The following is a 20,071-nucleotide window of genomic DNA, read 5'->3' on the forward strand; positions in this document are numbered from 1 at the left end:
CGTTCAGCCAAAGAGGCCCTGCAGGAACCACTGCCCGCTCAAGCGCTCGCGATACACCCAGAACATGCGGCCCTGATCGTCGCCGGCCACGTAGTAATCACGCTCCACGCCTTCGCCATCCCACCACCCGGCCTCGATGCGTTCGGTGCGCGTGAGCGTTTTCAGCGGACGCCGGTAGACCGGACGCTCGTCGCGCACCACGAGCCGCAGCGGCCGTTCGAGCATCCATACCGGACGCGGCTGCGAGGGCAGTGGGCTCTCGGGCAGATCGAGCACGGCCTGAAGCGGCGGTTGTTGCGCGGCGCCAGCCTCTTGGGCGGCCGGCTTTTTCGCACGCGACGGCTTGCGGCGTCCCGCTGCGGGCTCGCGATAAGCGGCGGCCTGCATCGCCCGCTCGGGGCGATGATCTTCGTGGGTCGAAAGCTGCAGTACGTTCTGTGCGCCGAGCCGCGCGCCGAGCCGCTCCATCAGACGCGCCATGGATTCGTCCGACGCCTCCGGCATGGGAAAGAGCGTGCCGCTGGGCGCGGCGTATTCGCTCACTTCGTCGGCGACGAGTTTCAGGCCGATCACCGGTGCAGCCAGCGCCGTCTGATTGAGCTTTTCGCGCAGCAGCCAGATGAGGTGATCGGCATCGCGCGAAGGCACCGCCCAGCCAAGCCTCAGCACCGACGTGCGCGGCGCATGGCGCGAGGCCAGCTCGTGTTCGAGCCGCAGTTCGAACTTGCGCAAGGCCGCGTGATGGGCGCCCAGCCAGCCGGCCAGTTGCACGACGAGCCGGCGCGCCGCAAACAGCAAGGCTTCGGCGCTATCGACGCGCGCCTGCAGTTCCAGCTGCGCGTGAAACGAAGCCGGCGCCTGGAAGTATTCGCGCGGATCGGGATGCTCGCCGAAGGCTTGCGCGAGCAGCGTGAGCACGTCGTCGCCGAAGCGGCGCACGATGCCCGCGCGCGGCAGACGGCGCAGATCGGCGAGGGTCGTGCAGCCGATCTGCTCGAACACGTCGCCATGTTCGGCGGCGAAGGGCAAGAGCGAAACCGGCAGCGTATCGAGCGTGCGCGCCAGCGTCGCCTGCTTGACCACGCGCCAGCGCCGCCCCGCCCGCTCGGCACGCGCCGCGGCCAGCAGCCAGGCGCCCCACGCCGTGGGGGCACAGGCGAAGCGTGCGGTGTGCCCCAGCGTCTCCACGGTCGAGGCGACTCGCGAGAACAATACGCGCAGGCCGCCGAAAAGACGCAATCCCGCGCCCACCTCCAGCAGCAGCGTATGACCTTCGGCAAACGCCACGTTCGGCGTAAAGGCGAGCAGCGCCAGCGCCAGCGCTTCGAGCGCCGCTTTCTCGCGCGCCGGGTCGGGCGTGAGCATCGCGATCTGCGGCGCCAGCGCGAGCGCATGCGAACGCGTGTTGCCCGCACGCACGCCTAACCGGTGCGCATCCAGATCGGGAATCAGGATGCGCACATGATCGGCGAGCGCATGACAGCGCACGTTCGCGGCATCGGTGCCGGACTGCGCCGACGGCGCGTTCGGCGAAGGCGGGCGAGCGGAGACGGCGGCGGCCGCTCCGACCGTTTCGGCGTCCCGAACGATTCCAGCGATAGCCGCATGGCTCGCGGCACCGCTTTCGGCAAGCAGCGCGCCGGCCTCATGCCGGTTGCGCGGAGCGTCCGGGTATTCGGGCTGCCGCGGGAGCGCCAGAGGCGGCTTCACCGCCTCCAGCGGCAACAGGGGCAAGGTAACTGCGATCCACAACATGATTGCTCTCGTGCCATTGGCGTTGATGGCCGGACTGGGACTGCGGCGACGGCAGCAATCCGGCCTGCAACGGCAACGTGACGGAGAGCGGCCGGGCGAGAGGCGGCCCGCGCCGCTTGAAAACGTCCACCGACACCGCCGCTTCCTGAAGCCAGCGATGCCGGTCGATGGTGTCGGCATCGGGCGGCAGCACCGGCTCGCATGCGATGCGCAGCGGCGCCGCCGAAGACTGGCTGCGCGCGTGCGCCGGCCGCACGAGGAAAGCGAGCGCGCGCGAATCCTGCGCCACGACCTGCAGCCGACGCACCGCATCCGGACGCGCTTTCGCAAGCCACACCAGCACCGCGCCCATGCCCTCCTGCTTCAAAACCTGCTCGGCAGCCCAGGGCGCTTCGTCTTCGCGCGCGCGCACCCAGACCACGCGTTCGAGTGCGATGCCCCACGCCTTCAGCGCGCACGCATAGGGCTGCCAGGGCGGCGCGACCAACACGACGTGCTTACCGTCGCGCGCCGTGAGGGTCTTCAGCGCCGGCGCGACGAGCCGCATTTCGCCGATGCCGCCGTGCTCCACCAGCAGCTCGGTCAGGCTGCCGGCAGGCCAGCCTTCGCCGGGCAGCAGCGCATCGAGAGCGGCGTACCCGCTCGACACGACGCCCGCGGTTGCCCCGGCAAGCTGGTCCCCTTGCCACACCCGGCTGCGCAGCCGGGAGGGCAAGGCGCTCGTGGCATGGAGTGCTGCAGCCATGATTCGTGTGATGCTCTTTCAAAAGGGGATACGCCGCCCTCCCGGCACAAACCGGGCAAGGCGGAACTGTCACCGGCGGCGGGAACCGGATACCGGAAACCACGCCAACACCTGTATATTTATACAGTATCGAAGAAGGAAGGAAAAGAGGTTTTGACGGGGAAGGGAAAACCGCGCTGCCGGCATAAACAGGGCACGCATCGCGACCCTCGACGCGCCTGTTCTAGCCCTTGATAAAGCCCTTCAGCGTAGCGAGCGTATCGGCGTCTTCAATGCTTTTGTCCGTACGCCAGCGCAGCATGCGCGGGAACCGCACGGCCACGCCCGACTTGTGCCGCCCGCTCGCCTGAATACCTTCGAAGCCGATTTCGAACACGAGCGTGGGTCGCAGGCTGCGCACCGGGCCGAACTTCTCGACCGTCGTCTTGCGCACGATGGCATCCACCTCGCGCATCTCCGCATCCGTGAGGCCTGAATAGGCCTTCGCGAAGGGCACCAGCGTGCGCACGCCGCCGGCCTCGTCCCACACGGCGAAGGTGAAGTCCGTGTAAAGGCTCGCGCGCCGGCCGTGTCCCGGCTGGGCGTAGAGGAGCACCGCATCCACCGCGTAGGGATCGATCTTCCATTTCCACCACGCGCCCGCCGTCTTCGTGCGCCCCACGCCGTACAGCGACTCGCGCCCCTTCAGCATTAGCCCTTCCACGCCGCGCTCGCGACTCTCCTCGCGCAGCGCGGCGAGCGCGCTCCAGTCCGGCGCTTCGGCCGCCGTGACGAGCGGCGACAGCCGCAGCGGCCGCGCGGCGACTTCGGCCGCCGCAGACGCCCCCAGCACGTCGGGCCACGCGAGCCTTTCGAGCCACGCGCGACGCGCTTCGAGCGGCGTCGTCCGCAGGTCTTCGCCTTGCGCTTCGAGCAGGTCGTAGGCTACGAAGGTGGCCGGATAATCGGCCAGCACCTTCTTCGTGAGCGTCTTGCGCGTAATGCGCGGCTGCAACTGCGCGAACGGCAGCGGCACGGCGGCGCCGGGCGCCCAGGCGAGGATTTCGCCGTCGATCACGTAGCCGTCCGGCAGCGCGCGGCCCAGCGCCTCGATCTCGGGAAAGCGGTCTGTAATCAGATCCTCGCCGCGCGACCACAGCCACACGCATCCCGCGCGCTTGACGAGTTGCGCGCGAATGCCGTCCCACTTCCATTCGACAAGCCAGTCGCCCCGCGCACCGAGCGACGACGGTTCGTCCTGCAACGGATGCGCGAGGAAGAACGGATACGGCAAGCCCGCGTCGCCCGCATGCACCTGCGTCGCGAGGTCCGCGCGCAACGGCTCGTGCGCGGCATGCGCGTCGCCGTCGTGGGTGCTCGCCTGCAACGCGGGGGCGACGAGGCGCAGATAACGCGCGGCGTCCGGCGTCTGACGCGAATCCGTCCAGCCGACCATGCGCTGCGCGATGAGCTTGTGATCGACGCCCGCCACATCGGCCAACGCACGCACCACGAGTTGCCGCGCCACGCCCACGCGGAACCCGCCGCCAATCAGCTTGGTGAGCAGAAAGCGACCGCTCCAGTCGAGTTCGTCCCACCACGCGGTGAGCCGCTCGCGCAGTGTCTCGGGCGCGGCGCCGCGCAAGGGCAGCAGCCGGTCCTCGATCCATTGCGCGAGGCCCAGCTCCGTCGTGCGCCCGACGGGCGGCAGGACGTGCGCGATGGTTTCGGCGAGGTCGCCCACGACCTCGTACGACTCGTCGAAGAGCCATTCGGGCAGGCCCGCACGCTCGCGCGCGATTTCGACAAGCAAGCGTGTGGGCACCGATTGCCGCGGCTTGCCGCCCGCGAGGAAGTACGAGGCCCAAGCCGCGTCTTCGGGCGGCACCGTGCGGAAGTACGCGATGAGCGCATCGAGCTTGTCGCGCGTGGACGTGGTGGCGTCGAGCGCCGTGTAGAGCGCAGCGAAGCGCCTCATGACGAGGGGTCTCCTGCGGTGTCCGCGTCATCGCCTGTGTCCGGGCGCTCCCTGTCCTTCGCGCTATCGTCCGCGTCCGCATCATGTCGCGATGCCGCCTCTTTTCGTGCGAGCGATTCGAACGATCCACCCGCCGCCGCGGCATCGGGCGACTGCGCCGCCGCATCCGCTTCCACCGCGTCGCCGCCGTATTCGGTCGCGAACGCTTCGGCTTCGAGCCCAGTCTCGCGCAGCCAGCGCACGAGCGGCTCGATATGCCCGTGCGTGACGATGACGCGTTCCGCGCCCGTCGCGGCAATCGCGCTCAGAAGCCCGGGCCAGTCCGCGTGATCGGAAAGAACGAAGCCGCGGTCCACGCCGCGCCGGCGACGCGTGCCGCGCAGCCGCATCCAGCCCGACGCGAAGGCGTCGCTGTAATTCCCGAAGCGACGCAGCCACGCGCTGCCTTGTGCCGACGGCGGCGCAACGACGAGCGCGCCCTTGTACACGTCGCGCGCCTTCGGCGGCACGTCGGCCGTGAGCCGCGTCTCGGGCAAGGCCACGCCCGCCGCGCGATACGCGCCGTTGAGCGGTTCGATCGCGCCGTGACAGAAGATGGGACCGATGGCGGCATCGATGCCCGCCAGAATGCGCTGCGCCTTGCCGAACGAATAGCAGAACAGCACCGACGCCCGCTCCTGCGCCGCGTTGTGGCGCCACCATGAATCGATGCCTTCGAACACGCTGTGCGCGGGTTCCCATCGGTACACGGGCAGGCCGAAGGTGGATTCGGTGATGAAGGTGTCGCACCGCACGGGTTCGAAGGCGTCGCAGGTGGGATCGACTTCGAGCTTGTAGTCGCCGGAGACCACCCACACGTGGCCGCGATATTCGAGCCGCACCTGGGCCGCGCCGAGCACGTGGCCGGCCGGATGCAGCGACACCGTCACGCCGTTGATGGCGAGCCGCTCGCCATACGCCACCGCTTGCAGGCTGATGCCGGGCAGCCGCGCGAGCAGCACGCCGGCACCGGCCGCCGACGCGAGGTAATGGCCGTGCCCCGCCCGCGCATGATCGGCGTGGGCGTGGGTAATGACGGCCCGCGGAACGGGGCGCCACGGATCGATATAAAAATCGCCCACTGGGCAATACAGGCCTTCGGGGCGCGCAACGACGAGGTCGGCGGAAGGATTCAAGACGGGAGCTTGCGGCAGGACGTAAGCGATTTCGTCAGTTTAACGGCGCCCGCCGATGCACGCCGGCCACGCCCCATCAGCCGCACGGTGCGTTCAGTCCGTGCGCCGGATGCGCTGTGCACCGTCCATCGGAATGCGTACGGCAACGGAGGTGCCGCAGCCCGGCGCGCTCGCGATGGATATCTCGCCGCCCAGCATCAGCGCGCGCTCGCGCATGCCGACGAGGCCGAACGACTGCTCGCGCACGGTCCTGGAATCGAAGCCGCGGCCGTCGTCGCGCACTTCCAGCACCCAGTCGTCTTCCACCTGCGTGAGCGAGATCGTGACCTGCGCCGCCGACGCGTGCCGCACCACGTTCGTGAGCGCCTCCTGCACGATGCGAAAGAGCGCGACGGCCAGTGCCTCGTTGAGCACGAAGCTGTCGTCGGGCACGCGCAGCCTGCAACGGATGCGGCCATCGCGCGCAAGCTCGGCCGCGAGCCATTCGAGCGCGGCGACAATGCCCGCGTCGAGCGCCGCGGGCCGCAGCGAGGCCACGGCGTTGCGCACGACCCCGATGGTGTCGTCGGCGAGTCCGAGCAGGTATTGGCAACGCTCGGCGAGCACGGGATGGTGCGGCGCAAATTCGAGCCGCAGCGCCGACACGCCGAGGCGCAACGCGGTCAGGTGCTGCCCCAGTTCGTCGTGCAGTTCGCGTGCAATGCGCTTGCGCTCTTCTTCGCGGGCGGTTTCGCGCCGCGACGTGAGTTCCTGCAGCAAGGCATACGAATCGCGCAGCTGCCGCTCGACGCACAGCCGGTCCGTGATGTCAGTCCAGATGGTGAGTGCGCCGCGTATCTCGCCGCCCGCGTCGCGCTCGGGCACGGCGCTCACGTGCCAGCCGACAGGCTTGCCGTCGCGCTCCCATGTGAGGTCGAACCGCTTGCCGACGCCGCTTGCCATGACCTCTTCGAGCGTCGTCGTGATGGCCGGCAGTTCGGGCATGGCCGTGCCCGGCAGTTCGGCGGGCGTCTTGCCGAGCGCGTCCTCGGCCGATACCCCGCACACCGCTTCGAACCGCGGGTTCACGTAAGCATGCCGACCGTTGCGGTCGTAACGCACGATCATCTCCGGCGCGTTTTCGGCCAGCGTGCGAAATGCGGCCTCGCTCGCACGCGCTGCGAGTTCGGCTGTTCTCAGCGGCGTGATGTCGCGCGCCACGGCGAGCACGCTCACCACCTTGCCCTCCGCGTTCTTTTCGGGAATGTGGCGCGCTTCGTAGATTCGCCAGACGCCGTTCACGGCCCAGCGCGTTTCGAGCCCGCGCGCCTCGCCGGTGGCGAACACCTCGCGGATGCCGTCCTCCAGCATGCGTACCTGGACGCCGTTGACGTCCGCGCTCATCTCGCTGATCCGGCGGCCGACGAACGCGTCCTGCGAAGCGCCGATCGTCGCCGACACACGCGGATTCACGTAGAGATAACGGCATTCGCTATCGAAGCGGAGGAGCGGATCCGGGAAGTTCTCGGCCAGCGTGCGAAAGCGCTCCTCGCTGCGCTTAAGTCCGTCGATGTCGCGGCAGATGGCGAGCACGGTGGCCACGCTGCCGTCGGGCGCGAACTCGGGAACCATCCGCAAATGGCCCCAGCGCAGCTCGCCCTCGCGATTGCGAAACCGCACCTCGTCCACCCATTCCGTGCCTGTTTCCACGACGTGCCGCAGTTGCTCCACGTAGCCGGGAATGTCCGTGATGGGCGACGTCTCGATGGCCTCCACACCCCTCGCGCGAACTTCGCCGGGCGGGAGCAGTGCAAGCAGCGCCGGGTTGGCATAGACGCGCCGGAACGCGAGGTCGTAGCGCGCGATGTAGTCGGGCGAATGCTCGACGAGCGCGCGAAACGCCTGCTCGCTCGCATGGAGCCGCTCTTCCGCGTTGCGGCGCTGGGTGATGTCGCGCCCGATGGCGAGCACGCCCGTAATCTCCTCGCGCGGCCCGCGTTCTGCGGTAATGCGGACGTGGTGATAGCGCACCTCGCGCCCGTGTGCGCCGAACACGAATTCGAGCGTGCGTGACTCGCCCGTCGCCAGTGTTGCCGCGATGGCGGCCTCGTAAGCGGCGAACTGCGGATCGTCGATGTGCTGGGTGGGCGTCGCGCCCAGCATGTCGTGCACAGGCCGGCCGATGATCGCGGCAAGACCCGAATTCGCGTAGACGAGCCGGCATTGCCCGTCGTAGCGGCAGATGATGTCGGGCGTGCTTTCCGCAAGCCGCCGGAACTGCGCTTCGAGTTCGCGCTGCGCGAGCGCCAGCACTTCGGCCTGCCTGCGTTCGGTGATGTCGCGCACGAGCGCGAGGTTGTAGGCACGCCCGCCGTGCTCGAAGTAGCTCGCGGTGATCTCGACGGGCACGCTCACGCCGTCCTTGCGCCGATGGGTCGATTCGACGACGAGCCAGCCCTTCGCGCGCAACTCGTTCCAGGCCTCGCGCCAGCGCGCCTCGGTCCACTGGGAATCGACGTCCATGACGCGCAGCGTGAGCGCCTGTTCGCGGTCGTAGCCGAGCGAGCGGCAGGCTTCGTCGTTGACGTAGAGAAAGCGCCCGTCCTCGTGGATGAGATACGCGGACTCGCGAACGAGGTTCAACACGACGCTCAACAGATGCAGCAGGGCCTGCGGACTGTCGACCATCTGGGCAAGGCGCGCAGTGTCCAGCGGCAACGCGCCGGCCTGCCCCTCGGGCGTCTCATGTCCGATGTTTTCCATGGAGCCCCGCGCGTGTCAGGTGAGATCTGCCCCAGCTCCCCGGGGCCGCGTAGCGGGCAAAGGGGGGGCTGGCATTCATTCGCCAAGCATAGCGCAACGATAAGCCGGCAGCGATGCGGGAATTCCAGCCGCGCCGCGGGAAAAAGGCAGCTGGCCTCGCAAGGCGTCGCCGCCCGGTTCACCGCTCGCCGGTCAATGCGCCGTGCCGCGACGCCACGCTCAGCGGATACCCGTTGACGTGGGTCAACGGGGTCATCGCCGCTGTTTCCAGACTCGGCTCAGATGCGCTCCTGGCCTCGCGGCCCACCCATCGAATGGAGATGACCATGTCTACTGCTTCGTACCTGAAACGCGCTGCTTTTGGCCTTGCCGGCGTCGCACTCGCGGCAATGCTGGGAGGAAGCGCGCTTGCGCAATCCACCTCGCGACAGGACGCCGCGCCGCAGACGCCATGCGGCCGAAGCGGCTACGGATGGGGGGCCGGCATGATGGGTGGTCGGGGGCCGGGCTATGGCGGCGGCATGATGGGCTACGGTGCGGGCGGCGGCATGATGCGCGGCTACGGTTACGGCATGGGCCCGGGCATGATGATGTCCGACGCGTGGACAGGCGGCCTGAATTCTGACGGACGAACAGCGCGGGAAAATCCACCAGATACAGGACGAAACGCGCAAGACGCATTGGGCGCTGATGGGCAGCATGATGGACCAGCAGGCGAAACTGCGGGATCTCTACGACGCGCCCAAACGCGACGCCGCTGCAATCGACGACGCGTACAAGGCGATCGACGGTATCCGTCAAAAGATGATCGACTCGTCGGCAGAGGCTCACAAGCGCATGGAAGCGGTGCTGACCAAAGCGCAGCTCGACAAGCTGCGCACGTTCGAAAACCAGCAGGAAGAACTCGGCTGGTGAGCGCGGCTGTCGTGCCGGTATGGCGGCATTGCGGGGAGAAGCGAATGAGGTGCCGCGAAGGCGGCGCGCCAACGCCTGGGCGTTGCGTCGCTAGCTGCGTGAGCCCGAACTCGTCTTGCGCGCCGGGCGTCCGCAGTACAACTCGGCAAGCGTTTCCATAATGGAGACGACTGCCGGGTTCGCGAGGCTGTAATACATGTACTTTCCGTCGCGCCGCGCCGCGATCAGGCCTTCCTCGCGCAGAACGCCCAGTTGCTGCGACAGACTGGGCTGATGCAGACCAACCCGCTCTTCGAGCTCTCCGACGTTGAACTCGCCTTCCGTCAACTGGCAGAGCAGCAGCAGACGGTCTTCGTGCGCCATGGCCTTGAGCAGCGCGCTGCATTGCGCCGCGGACTTGCGCAGCCCGGTGAGCGCCTGTGTCGGTATGGAGGCTTGCATCTTTTTCATGACGTCCTGTCCGGTCATCATTGACTAACAATATATAAAAATATATATTATATTTTCGCATATCGAAAGGCGCGCGAGATGAGTCCTGGCGGACTCCCAGCGGTCCCAGGTGGTGCCCTTCTGCGGTCCTGTCACTGCAACGAGCAGCTACGTGGTTCGCGCTGGCCAGGGTTCGGCCCGATGCGGCTTTGCTGCTGACAGTGCGTCGGCATTGTACCGGTGCGCCGGAACGCTTCGCGCACGAAGCGGGCGTTGAGGTGAATCAAAAGTAGCAGGAAACGCAGGTCGAAGATTGAACGTGCGGCAGATGGCGCTCACGGTGCACATCGGCTGCAAACCAGCATCTGCATCATCGATGGTTGCCACACCATGAACAATGAACATCAAGAACACGCGTCGAGACCAACGGGAATGTCTGCGCAAACGGCACACGCTGTGCGCGCGCAGCGCAGCGGCCCGACACAGGGAGACCGCGCCCGCAATGGAGTGGCTCCGTTGTGGGCGACGTGGGCGCTCGCCGCGTCATTGAGTGTGGCCATGCCCGCGGCTCACGCCGAAAAGCTGGCCACGCTCGTGGTCCAACCCACGCCCGTTGCGGACGAACTCGTTACCGACGCAGTGGTGGAATCGGCGCGCCAGACCAACATCGCGGCCCAGGTCGCGGGCCGCATCACGGGGCTCTTCGTGAAGACCGGCGACCGCGTGAACGCAGGGCAAAAGCTGCTCGCCGTCGACCAGCGCGCGGCCGACCAGCAACTGGCGGCGGTCCGGGCCCAGGCTGCCGCCGCGCAAGCGGAACTCGATGTCGCACGACGCGAACTGGAACGCACGCAATTCCTGTTCGACCGCAAATACGTGAGCCAGGCTGCACTGGACCGCGCGAAAGCCCGTTACCAGTCGGCATTTTCCATGACGGCGGCAAGACAGGCCGACGCCGGCGCGGCCGCCGTCGGCCCCAGCCTGCACAACATCGCCGCGCCGTATGCCGCCACCATCGCGAGCGTAGACGTGGAGCTGGGTTCGATGGCGATGCCCGGCATGCCGCTCGTCGCCCTCTTCGATCCCGCCGCGCTGCGCGCCGTCGCCACCGTGCCGCAATCGCGCGCCACGGCGCTGCGCACGGACCTGCCCGTGCGCATCGAATTGCCCGACGTGCCGGGCGCACAACACTGGCAAACCGCGGCGTCGGTCACGGTTCTGCCCGTCACGGACTCGCTGAGCGACTCCGTGAAGGTGCGGCTCGCGCTGCCCGCGTCGGCAGGCGTTGCGGCCCGCCCCGGCATGTTCGCGCGCGCCCATTTCGTCGTCGGCGCACCCCGTCCGCGGCTGATGGTTCCGCTTGCCGCCGTGGTGCGTCGTACCGAGGTCACGGCGGTCTACGTCGTCGCCAACGACGGCAGCGCGTCGCTGCGCCAGGTGCGCCCCGGCGAGACGCGCGCCGACCAGGTCGAAATTCTCGCGGGACTGTCGGCGGGAGAGCGCATCGCGCTCGACCCGCTGGCTGCCGCAAAGCATTGAAGGGCGAGGCTGCGTCATGACGATTGAGACGCCGAAGCTCGGCATTTCCGGCCGCGTTGCCGCGTTCTTTCTCGAGAACCGCATCACGCCGCTCATTGCGCTCGTCGCCCTGCTGCTCGGCCTCTTCGCCATGGTGATGACGCCGCGCGAAGAAGAGCCGCAGATCAACGTCACGATGGCGAACGTGCTCGTGCCCTTCCCGGGCGCGAGTGCGCGCGACGTGGAGCGCATGGTGGCGGGACCGGCCGAGCAGGTGCTCGCGCAGATCAGCGGCATCGAACACGTGATGTCCGTGTCGCGCCCGGGGCTTGCGGTGCTCACGGTGCAGTTCAAGGTGGGCGTGCCGCGCACGGAAGCGCTCGTGCGGCTCTACGACACCGTGTTTTCCAACCAGGACTGGCTGCCGAAAAACCTCGGCGTCCTGCCGCCGCTCATCAAGCCCAAAGGCATCGACGACGTGCCCATCGTCGTGCTCACGCTCTCCTCCACGCGCCAAGGCGGCAATGCATACGATCTGGAGCGCGTGGGCCATTCCATCGAGGCAGAACTGAAGCGTGTGCCCGGCACGCGCGAAGTGACCACCATTGGCGGCCCGCAACGCGCCGTCAACGTGCTGCTCGATCCTGGTCGCATGCGCGCGGCGGGCATCACGGTAGACGATCTACGGCGCGTGCTCGTTGCCGCCAATGCGAGTGCAACGGTGGGCGACCTCGTGCGGGAGAACAGCAGCATCCACGTCGAAAGCGGCCCGGTGCTGGAAAACGCGCGCGACGTGGGCGACGTGATCGTCGCGGTCCACAACGGTCACCCCGTGTTCGTCTCCGACGTGGCAACCGTGATGGAAGGCCCGCCCGCGCCCACGCACTACGTGTGGGAAGGCATCGCCGGCACGCATCCCGCGCAGTATCCGGCCGTCTCCGTCACGGTCACCAAGAAGGCCGGCGAAAACGCGGTCACGGTCGCGAAGAACGTACTGCAACGGGTAGACACGCTGCGCAACACCGTGATCCCCGCCGACGTGCAGGTGGAAGTGGCGCGCGACTACGGCGTGACGGCCAATGCGAAGGCGATGAAGCTGATCGAGAAGCTCGCGTTCGCGACCACCTCGGTCGTGGTGCTCGTGCTCTTCGCGCTCGGCTGGCGCGAGGCGTCGGTGGTCGGCGTGGCCGTGATCCTCACGCTCACCGCGACGCTCTTCGCATCGTGGGCCTGGGGCTTCACGCTGAACCGCGTGTCGCTGTTCGCGTTGATTCTCTCGATCGGCATTCTCGTGGACGATGCCATCGTCGTGGTCGAGAACATTCACCGCCACCGGCAACTGGAACCTCATGCGCCGCTCGCATCCGTGATTCCGCGCGCCGTGGACGAGGTGGGCGGCCCCACCATTCTCGCCACGCTCACGGTGATTGCGGCGCTGCTTCCCATGGCATTCGTCACGGGCTTGATGGGGCCGTACATGAGCCCTATTCCGATCAACGCGAGCATGGGCATGGCCATCTCGCTGTCCGTCGCGTTCATCGTCACGCCGTGGCTCTCGCGCATGTGGCTGGCGCACGGCCATCACGGCGCCGACGGCTCTGACGGCACGAACGGCGAGGGAGTCCAGGGCAAGTTGCGCGCGAAGCTCCAGCCGTTCTTTGCCCGCGCGTTCGCGCCGTTTCTGGACGAGACGCGCGGCTCGCGCAACCGCAAGCTGCTGTGGCTCGGCGTGGCGGGCGCCATTGCGCTGTCACTCGCGCTGCCCGTGCTTCAGCTCGTCGTGCTGAAGATGCTGCCCTTCGACAACAAGTCGGAGTTCCAGGTCGTGGTCGACATGCCCGAAGGCACGCCGCTCGAACGCACGGCAAGCGTGCTGAACGAGATGGGCGCCTACCTCGCCACGGTGCCGGAGACGGCGACCTGGCAGGCCTACGCCGGGCTCAGTGCGCCCATCAACTTCAACGGACTCGTGCGTCAGTACTACCTGCGCGCAGGTGGCAACGTGGGCGACATCCAGGTCAATCTCGTCGAGCAGTCGAAGCGCCACCGGCAAAGCCATGCCATAGCGACGTCGGTGCGGCCCGCGCTGGAGCGGATCGCACAGCGTAACGGCGCGCGCGTGAAGGTGGTGGAAGTGCCGCCCGGACCGCCGGTGCTCGCACCCATCGTGGCCGAGGTGTACGGCGCAGATGCGCCGCAGCGCAATGCCGTCGCGCATGCGGTGCGCGGCGTGTTCGCCGCGACGCCGGGCGTGGTCGACATCGACGACAGCACCGTGGTGGCCGCGGCCCAGCGCGACTTCGAACTCGACCGGCGCAAGGCGGGCCTCGTCGGCGTATCGCAGCAGGACGTCGCCCAGACGCTGCGCACAGGGCTCACCGGCGACGACGTCACCTATGTCCGCGACGGCAGCAAATTTCCCGCGCCCGTGCACCTTGCGTTGCCCGCCACCCTGGGCGGCGACGCGTCGGCCCTGCTCGCATTGACCGTGCGCGGCAGCGAGGGGCAGCTCGTACCGCTCTCTGAACTGGTGCGACAGCGCGACACCCACATCGAGCAGCCCATCTATCACAAGGACCTGCTGCCGGTGACCTACGTGGTGGGCGACATGGCCGGCAAGGTGGACAGCCCGCTCTACGGCATGTTCGAGATGCGCAGTCGCCTCGCGAAGCTGCCCGTGCCGGGAGGCGGCACGCTCGGCGAATGGTTCGTGAGCCAGCCCGACGACCCGTATCGCGGCTTCTCCATTAAGTGGGACGGCGAATGGCAGGTCACCTACGAAACGTTCCGCGACATGGGCATTGCCTACGCGGTGGGCCTCGTGCTCATCTATCTGCTCGTGGTCGCAGAGTTCGGCTCGTACCTCACGCCGCTCATCATCATGGCGCCCATCCCGCTCACCATCATCGGCGTGATGCCGGGGCACGCGCTGCTGGGTGCGCAGTTCACGGCGACGTCGATGATCGGCATGATCGCGCTCGCCGGCATCATCGTGCGCAATTCGATCCTGCTGGTGGACTTCATCAATCTGCAGGTGGCAGCGGGCGTGCCGTTTCGCGACGCGGTCGTGCAGTCGGCCGCCACGCGCGCGCAGCCCATTCTGCTTACGGCGGTGGCCGCGATGATCGGCGCGCTCTTCATCCTCGACGACCCGATCTTCAATGGCCTCGCCGTCTCGCTCATCTTCGGGGTGCTGGTCTCGACACTGCTCACGCTCGTAGTGATCCCGCTGCTCTACTACACGGCGTACCGGCGGCGTTTCGCGGCCGCGCCGTCCTCTCCGTCTTTCCCTTCCCACTCCTAAGGAGTCGATCATGACCTCCTGGCAAATCACGCGCGTCTTCGCGGGCATCGTCATCCTCGCAACGCTGGCGCTCGGCGCGCCGGCCAGTCCGCTTTTCATGAGCAGCGGGTGGTTCTGGGTCACGGCATTCGTGGGCGCCAACCTGCTGCAGAGCGGCTTGACGCAGTGGTGTCCGATGGAAATCTTCCTGCGCAAGCTCGGCGTGCGCGGCGGTGCATGAAGCGCGGGGGCCGATGATGTCGCGTACCGAACGGTGGCTGCCATGAAATTCAGCCTTGCTGCATGGGCGATCGCGCTCGCGGCGGTCAGTTCAGCGGCACACGCCGAGACCGACCTGCTCGCCGCCGCCCACGATGCGCTCGCGCACGATCCGGTCTATGCCGCCGCCGTGGCCCAGAACCAGGCCGATGCGACGCGCCGCAAACAAGGCCGCGCGGGCTTCCTGCCCCAGGTCTTCGCGACCGGCAACGTGCGCTACGGAACCGTCGATCAGGAAACGACCGGCGCGCACTTTGCCGGCGGCGGGTTCGGTTCGAGCAACGGCATCGCGTTCGATACACGCGCGGCGGGCGCCACGGGTGCAGGCTGGGCCGTGACGATCAAGGAGAACCTCTACAGCGCGGCAAAAAACGCCGACGCGAGGCAGATGAACAACGCGGCCGACGCGGGCGACGCCTCGCTGCGGCTCGCGCGGCAAACGCTGCTGCTCCAGGTTGCCCAGGCGTACTTCGCCGTGCTCGCGGCCGAAGACGACGTCGCCGCGTTGAAGTCCACGCGCGAAGCGGCGCTCGAAGCGAGCCGCATCGCCCAGGGCCGCTTCGAAGCGGGCGATACCGCGATCACCAACGTCAACGACGCCAAGGCGCGTGCCGATCTCGCCCAAGCACAGATGCTGGCCGCGCAAACGGCGCTCGACCTCAAGCGCGCCGAACTGCGCGACCTCACCGGCAATCCCGACACGGCGCTGCGCCGCCCCGGCAACACGGCGGCCGGGAAGTCCGCGTTGGAGTCCCTCCAGGCGGGCGACTTCGCCGACTGGCAGTCGCGCGCCATGACCGGCAATCCGCTGATCGAACTGCGCCGGCTCGGCGTGGACAACGCACAGGCCGAAACGTCGCGCTATCGGCCCGGCGCCGGCACGACGGTCGATGCGTTCGCCTCGTACATCGGCGACCGCATGAACGGTGCAGGCTACGGCGGCAACAGCTCGATGCGCAGCAACAGCGCCGTGGTCGGCATCATGGTCACCATTCCGCTCTACACGGGCGGCCTGCGCAGCGCGAAGGCCGAAGAAAGCGCAGCGCTCCTCAACCGCGCGGGGCTGGACGAAGACGCCGCGCGCGTCGCCGTTGCGCGCGAAGTGCGGCAAGCGTTCCTCGGCTTGCAGAGTTCGAAGGTCCAGGTCACGGCGCTCACGCAGGCGCTGCACTCGGCCGAACTGCAACTGGACGCCAACCGCACAGCCTTCGAGGCAGGTGATCGGCCTTCGATCGATGTGCTCAACGCCGGGCAGGCGTTGTTCGCGACGCGACGCGATCTGGCGGCGGCGCGCTATCAGATTGCGCTGAACCAGCTGCGGCTTGCTGCGGCGGCCGGGGAACTGGACGAGGAGCAGCTCGCACGGATCAACGCGATGCTGCGCTGATCGCATGGGTCGCGCGGACCGTACCGCTCCATGGAGAAGAAGGCGGGCGACAGAAAGAGATTCCCGGCGCCACGTGCGCACCCAAGGAGGAGACACCATGGCTCATATCGTGATTCTGGGGGCAGGCCTCGGCGGCCTGTCGATGGCCTACGCAATGCGCAAGGCGGCACGTCACGACGATCGGGTCACGGTCGTGGCGGGCGGACAGGTCCTTGCCATTTCGTGCCGATCGAGGTGATACGCGTGCCCACTGGCGTGTCGAAAATGGGATTCCTGATCGAGTCGACGGTGAGCGTGACGGCGGGGATTGGCTGGGAACGAAGAAGCTGAAGGCGTGATGCTTCTTCGTGAGCAGTGAAATTCACGTGGGAAAAAACAGAAAGGGGTTACCGGCCGGAAGGCGGGTAACCCCTTGGTGTTGCTGGTCGGAGCGATAGGATTCGAACCTACGACCCTCTGATCCCAAATCAGATGCGCTACCAGGCTGCGCTACGCTCCGAGCAATCCGACATTCTAACCAGAACGCGTACTAGCCGTCAAACTGAGGGAACGCCTGCCGCCCGCTCACAGCGTCTTGCCGCTCCGGGCGTCCCGCATGCACCATGCGAGATACGCCAACCCAAGGAGACGCCACATGAACCTCATCCTATGGCGCCACGCCGAAGCCGAGGACATCGCCGCCACCGATCTCGCGCGCCAGCTCACCACGCGCGGCCGCAAGCAGGCGCAAAACGTTGCGCGGTGGCTCAGGTCCCGGCTTGACGAGGATGCCGTCGTCATCGCGAGCCCCGCCACGCGAACGGTGCAGACCGCGGAGGCGCTCTCGGACCAATACCGTGTCGTGCGCGACATCGCACCGGGCGCGAGCGCAGGCGACATCCTTTCCGCGGCCGGTTGGCCTCACGGCATCGCGTCGACGGTGGTCGTGGTCGGGCATCAACCCACGCTCGGCGAAGTCGCTGCGCTGCTGCTCACGGGCAACGGCGAAAACAGTTGGGCCGTGAAGAAAAGCGGGCTATGGTGGTTCGAAAGCCGCGAGCGTAATGGCCATGACCAGGCCGTCCTGCGCGCCGTCATGAGCCCGGATCTGGTCTGAATACAGAAGGCATAAAAAGCGCGAAAGGGTCGTTCCGCGCTCGACGGGTCGCGCATGTCAGCCTTACGATACGTCATCGAATCGTCACTCGTTTGCCATGGAAGCGTCACCCGTCATTACTATATTTGGCGCTCAAGTGAAGCCCCTTTTTACGACCAGGAACGCCACATGCGAGAACTGCCGACGCCCACCCTGCCCCTCGCTTCGATTCCGTTCGAGCCGCGTCGGCGTCTGCCGCACGCGGAGGAAACGATCACAGCCCAGCATCGGCTGCAGGTGGCCTGGGCACGCAGCGACGAAGAGCTTCGCGAAGCGCAGCGTCTGCGTTACCGCGTTTTCGCCGAGGAAATGGGCGCGCGTCTCACGGGTCCCGTCGGCCTCGATGTCGACGCATTCGACGCCTATTGCGACCACCTGCTCGTTCGCGATCTCGACACGCTGAAGGTCGTCGGCACCTACCGCGTGCTGCCGCCGTATCAGGCGGCGCGCATCGGCCGTCTTTATGCCGAGGGCGAATTCGACATTTCGCGCCTCACGCATCTGCGCTCGAAGATGGTCGAAGTGGGCCGTTCGTGCGTGCATCCCGACTATCGCAGCGGTTCGGTGATCATGTCGCTGTGGGCCGGTCTTGGCTCGTACATGATGCAGAACGGCTACGAAACGATGCTGGGTTGCGCGAGCGTGCCGATGGTGGACGGTGGCCACTATGCTGCGAACCTCTACGCATCGCTCGACGAAAGCGCACTTACGGCGCCGGAATATCGCGCGTTCCCGCACACGCCGCTGCCTGTGGACGAGCTGCGCACGGGCGCCGTTGCGGTGGCGCCTCCGCTCGTGAAGGGCTATCTGCGCCTTGGTGCGAAGATCTGCGGCGCGCCGGCCTGGGACCCCGACTTCAACACGGCCGACTTCCTCACGCTGTTCCGCCTCTCGGAAATCAACGCGCGCTACGCCCGCCACTTCCTGGGCGACGCGTTGCCGCGCTGAAATCCGCGCAGACGCAGCAGTCGCGTGAACAAAAAAAGCCCGGCATGCCGGGCTTTTTTTATCGGGACGTCGAACGAAGCGGCACCTCATGAAGATGTGCCGCCGCGGCGAAAATCCTACTTGTCCGTGTAGACCACACGATACGGAATGCCAACCTTTTCCCATTCCGCCGCTTCCTGGATGAGGCTGTAGTCGGTCAGCGGATTGTTCACCACCCATTCCTTCGGCAAGCGCACTTCGTAACCATTGCCCTCGCGGGCCACAGTGATCTCGGGCAAGCCGACGTCGGCACGGCGCCGGGACAGCAACGCGGCGAGCCGCAGACAAAACAGCAGTTGCCACTCCACTTCGCGCGTCTGCGAGAGCTTGCCCAGCTTGCCGGCGTGGCCGAGCACGAGCGCCGCAAGGCGCGCCTGATCGGTACGCGAGAAACCCGGCATGTCCGCGTTGCTCGCGATATACGCCGAATGCTTGTGATAAGCGCTGTGCGAAATGGAAAGTCCGATCTCGTGCAGCGACGCCGCCCACGAAATGAACATGCGGTTCTCGGCACTCACCTCCTCGTCGGCCTCTTCGAACTGATCGTAGAACTGCACGGCGAGGTCGCCGATGCGCGCCGCCTGCGCGCGGTCCACACCGTAACGGCGCATGAAGCCTTCCACCGTCACGGTACGCATGTCCTCGTGTTGCGACCGGCCCAAGAGGTCGTAGAGCACGCCAAGACGCAGCGCACCGTCGGTCGTATCGACGTAGTCGATACCGAGCTCGTCGAATACCGCAATCATGATCGACAGTCCGCCCGCGAGTACCGGCACGCGATCAGCCTTGAGGGCAACGAGCTTGAGCCGGTTGACGTTCTCGGCCTTGATCAATGCGCGCTTCAACCGCTCCAGGCCGCCGCGCGAAATGCCGTGCGTAATGCCGGCGTCGTTGAAGCCGTTCGCCTCCACGAGTTCGGCCAGCGCGCGTGCGGTGCCCGACGAACCCACGGCCTGCTCCCAGCCCGCCTCTTTGTATTCGGTCGAGATGATCTGGATTTCGCGGCGCGCAGCGAGCTCGGCCTGACGCATGGTGTACTCGTCGACGTTGCCTGCCGGAAAGAAGCCGCGGCTATGGCTCACGCAGCCGATATACAGGCTCTCCATCTTGATGGGCGTGTAATGCTGGCCGATGATGAATTCGGTCGAGCCGCCGCCGATATCGACCACGAGCCGCTTGCCCGCGCTCGCGGGCACCGAATGTGCTGCGCCCGCATAGATGAGCCGCGCTTCCTCACGGCCCGCGATAACCTCGATCGGAAAGCCGAGCGCCGCTTCCGCCTCCACGAGAAACTCGCGCGCGTTCTTCGCGATACGCAGCGTGTTGGTGGCCACCGCACGCACGTGATCAGGATGAAAATCGCGCAACCGTTCGCCGAAACGCTTCAGAGCGTCCCAGCCGCGCACCTGCGATGCGCGGTCGAGCATCTTGTCTTTCGAAAGGCCGGCGGCGAGGCGTACCGGTTCGCGCAGGGCATCGACCTGGTAGATCTGGCTGCCGGCTTCGGTCTCTTCGACGCGGCCGACGATCAGCCGGAAACTGTTGGAGCCGAGATCCACTGCGGCGAGAAGATGCGGAGTATTGACCATCGATTGAGCGGGTTCCATACGCGCGAGCAAGGCCGCACGGGCCAGCGCAGCGCTGTTCAAAGTCGCCATTTTAAGCGTTGCGGACCTCACGATGTCGCTCCTCGCGCCCGAATACTGCTCAATACCGAATCCTATTTACGGCGGCACGAAAATACAGCGTAGAATTTGTGACAGT

At 67.0% G+C, this 20,071-nt stretch carries 15 protein-coding genes, 1 tRNA gene and 1 pseudogene; 8 read left to right on the plus strand and 9 right to left on the minus strand.

Features of this window, described 5'->3' with window-relative positions:
- Positions 1-3: 3 nt before the first annotated feature.
- The 6 genes from U0042_RS13590 to U0042_RS13615 all read right to left on the minus strand — a co-directional run bounded on the left by U0042_RS13590 (position 4) and on the right by U0042_RS13615 (position 8,702).
- Positions 4-1,755, minus strand: a complete 1,752-nt coding sequence (locus U0042_RS13590) for a Y-family DNA polymerase (protein WP_232833304.1) — start codon at positions 1,753-1,755, stop codon at positions 4-6.
- Positions 1,646-2,500, minus strand: coding sequence for a translesion DNA synthesis-associated protein ImuA (imuA, locus tag U0042_RS13595; protein ID WP_114810330.1), 855 nt, complete (start codon positions 2,498-2,500; stop codon positions 1,646-1,648). Before imuA ends, U0042_RS13590 begins: the two co-directional genes overlap by 110 nt.
- 223 nt (positions 2,501-2,723) lie before the next feature.
- A complete protein-coding gene (locus U0042_RS13600; RefSeq protein WP_114810329.1) occupies positions 2,724-4,457 on the minus strand; it encodes an ATP-dependent DNA ligase in 1,734 nt (577 codons plus the stop codon).
- Entirely contained in the window at positions 4,454-5,632 is a 1,179-nt protein-coding gene (locus U0042_RS13605; protein WP_114810328.1) for a ligase-associated DNA damage response exonuclease, read from the minus strand. The genes U0042_RS13600 and U0042_RS13605 overlap by 4 nt, the downstream gene beginning before the upstream one ends.
- 93 nt (positions 5,633-5,725) lie before the next feature.
- The gene (locus U0042_RS13610) at positions 5,726-8,374 is read right to left on the minus strand and encodes a PAS domain S-box protein (RefSeq protein ID WP_114810327.1); all 2,649 of its coding nucleotides are present in this window, start codon (positions 8,372-8,374) and stop codon (positions 5,726-5,728) included.
- Between the two features lie 178 nt (positions 8,375-8,552).
- Entirely contained in the window at positions 8,553-8,702 is a 150-nt protein-coding gene (locus U0042_RS13615; protein WP_157977799.1) for a hypothetical protein, read from the minus strand.
- On the opposite strand from U0042_RS13615, the pseudogene U0042_RS13620 reads away from it, so the two are divergent.
- Positions 8,689-9,289 (plus strand): annotated as a pseudogene (locus U0042_RS13620) (Spy/CpxP family protein refolding chaperone). The gene U0042_RS13615 and the pseudogene U0042_RS13620 sit on opposite strands and share 14 nt — an antisense overlap.
- A gap of 90 nt (positions 9,290-9,379) precedes the next feature.
- Here U0042_RS13620 and U0042_RS13625 read toward each other — a convergent pair.
- A complete protein-coding gene (locus tag U0042_RS13625) occupies positions 9,380-9,739 on the minus strand; it encodes an ArsR/SmtB family transcription factor (protein ID WP_198665263.1) in 360 nt (119 codons plus the stop codon).
- 537 nt (positions 9,740-10,276) lie between these two features.
- Here U0042_RS13625 and U0042_RS13630 point away from each other — a divergent pair.
- The 5 genes from U0042_RS13630 (at position 10,277) to U0042_RS13650 (ending at position 16,423) form a co-directional block, all read left to right on the plus strand.
- A complete protein-coding gene (locus U0042_RS13630) occupies positions 10,277-11,257 on the plus strand; it encodes an efflux RND transporter periplasmic adaptor subunit (RefSeq protein ID WP_114810326.1) in 981 nt (326 codons plus the stop codon).
- A 16-nt stretch (positions 11,258-11,273) separates the two neighbouring features.
- The gene (locus U0042_RS13635; RefSeq protein WP_232833303.1) at positions 11,274-14,540 is read left to right on the plus strand and encodes an efflux RND transporter permease subunit; all 3,267 of its coding nucleotides are present in this window, start codon (positions 11,274-11,276) and stop codon (positions 14,538-14,540) included.
- Between the two features lie 10 nt (positions 14,541-14,550).
- Positions 14,551-14,760, plus strand: coding sequence for a YgaP family membrane protein (locus U0042_RS13640; RefSeq protein ID WP_114810325.1), 210 nt, complete (start codon positions 14,551-14,553; stop codon positions 14,758-14,760).
- 42 nt (positions 14,761-14,802) lie between these two features.
- The gene (locus U0042_RS13645) at positions 14,803-16,185 is read left to right on the plus strand and encodes a TolC family protein (protein ID WP_114810324.1); all 1,383 of its coding nucleotides are present in this window, start codon (positions 14,803-14,805) and stop codon (positions 16,183-16,185) included.
- A gap of 97 nt (positions 16,186-16,282) precedes the next feature.
- Positions 16,283-16,423: an NAD(P)-binding protein gene (locus tag U0042_RS13650; protein WP_198665262.1), complete on the plus strand. Its 141-nt coding sequence runs from the start codon at positions 16,283-16,285 to the stop codon at positions 16,421-16,423.
- 184 nt (positions 16,424-16,607) lie between these two features.
- Here the strand turns inward: U0042_RS13650 and U0042_RS13655 are convergent.
- A tRNA-Pro gene (locus U0042_RS13655) sits at positions 16,608-16,684 on the minus strand.
- Positions 16,685-16,819: 135 nt separating this feature from the next.
- Between U0042_RS13655 and sixA the strand changes: the two genes are divergently transcribed.
- Together sixA and U0042_RS13665 are read left to right on the plus strand one after the other, a co-directional pair.
- Complete coding sequence (gene sixA, locus U0042_RS13660; protein WP_114810323.1) at positions 16,820-17,281, plus strand: phosphohistidine phosphatase SixA; 462 nt, start codon at positions 16,820-16,822, stop codon at positions 17,279-17,281.
- 168 nt (positions 17,282-17,449) lie between these two features.
- Complete coding sequence (locus U0042_RS13665; protein ID WP_114810322.1) at positions 17,450-18,268, plus strand: GNAT family N-acetyltransferase; 819 nt, start codon at positions 17,450-17,452, stop codon at positions 18,266-18,268.
- 116 nt (positions 18,269-18,384) lie between these two features.
- Here U0042_RS13665 and ppx read toward each other — a convergent pair whose 3' ends face one another.
- Positions 18,385-19,965 (minus strand): exopolyphosphatase, encoded by a 1,581-nt coding sequence (gene ppx / locus U0042_RS13670; protein ID WP_232833302.1) that lies wholly within the window; start codon positions 19,963-19,965, stop codon positions 18,385-18,387.
- Positions 19,966-20,071: the final 106 nt, after the last annotated feature.

The sequence above is a fragment of the Paraburkholderia kururiensis genome, assembly GCF_034424375.1.
In the GTDB taxonomy this organism is placed as follows: Bacteria; Pseudomonadota; Gammaproteobacteria; order Burkholderiales; family Burkholderiaceae; genus Paraburkholderia; species Paraburkholderia kururiensis_A.

What these genes read in the sequence shown, in the direction of transcription:
- U0042_RS13590 (WP_232833304.1), bottom strand. Translation starts at nt 1,755, where the DNA reads ATGTTGTGGATCGCAGTTACCTTGCCCCTGTTGCCGCTGGAGGCGGTG.
- imuA (WP_114810330.1), bottom strand. Translation starts at nt 2,500, where the DNA reads ATGGCTGCAGCACTCCATGCCACGAGCGCCTTGCCCTCCCGGCTGCGC.
- U0042_RS13600 (WP_114810329.1), bottom strand. Translation starts at nt 4,457, where the DNA reads ATGAGGCGCTTCGCTGCGCTCTACACGGCGCTCGACGCCACCACGTCC.
- U0042_RS13610 (WP_114810327.1), bottom strand. Translation starts at nt 8,374, where the DNA reads ATGGAAAACATCGGACATGAGACGCCCGAGGGGCAGGCCGGCGCGTTG.
- U0042_RS13615 (WP_157977799.1), bottom strand. Translation starts at nt 8,702, where the DNA reads ATGGTCATCTCCATTCGATGGGTGGGCCGCGAGGCCAGGAGCGCATCT.
- U0042_RS13625 (WP_198665263.1), bottom strand. Translation starts at nt 9,739, where the DNA reads ATGAAAAAGATGCAAGCCTCCATACCGACACAGGCGCTCACCGGGCTG.
- U0042_RS13630 (WP_114810326.1), top strand. Translation starts at nt 10,277, where the DNA reads ATGCCCGCGGCTCACGCCGAAAAGCTGGCCACGCTCGTGGTCCAACCC.
- U0042_RS13635 (WP_232833303.1), top strand. Translation starts at nt 11,274, where the DNA reads ATGACGATTGAGACGCCGAAGCTCGGCATTTCCGGCCGCGTTGCCGCG.
- U0042_RS13640 (WP_114810325.1), top strand. Translation starts at nt 14,551, where the DNA reads ATGACCTCCTGGCAAATCACGCGCGTCTTCGCGGGCATCGTCATCCTC.
- U0042_RS13645 (WP_114810324.1), top strand. Translation starts at nt 14,803, where the DNA reads ATGAAATTCAGCCTTGCTGCATGGGCGATCGCGCTCGCGGCGGTCAGT.
- U0042_RS13650 (WP_198665262.1), top strand. Translation starts at nt 16,283, where the DNA reads ATGGCTCATATCGTGATTCTGGGGGCAGGCCTCGGCGGCCTGTCGATG.
- sixA (WP_114810323.1), top strand. Translation starts at nt 16,820, where the DNA reads ATGAACCTCATCCTATGGCGCCACGCCGAAGCCGAGGACATCGCCGCC.
- U0042_RS13665 (WP_114810322.1), top strand. Translation starts at nt 17,450, where the DNA reads ATGCGAGAACTGCCGACGCCCACCCTGCCCCTCGCTTCGATTCCGTTC.
- ppx (WP_232833302.1), bottom strand. Translation starts at nt 19,965, where the DNA reads ATGGCGACTTTGAACAGCGCTGCGCTGGCCCGTGCGGCCTTGCTCGCG.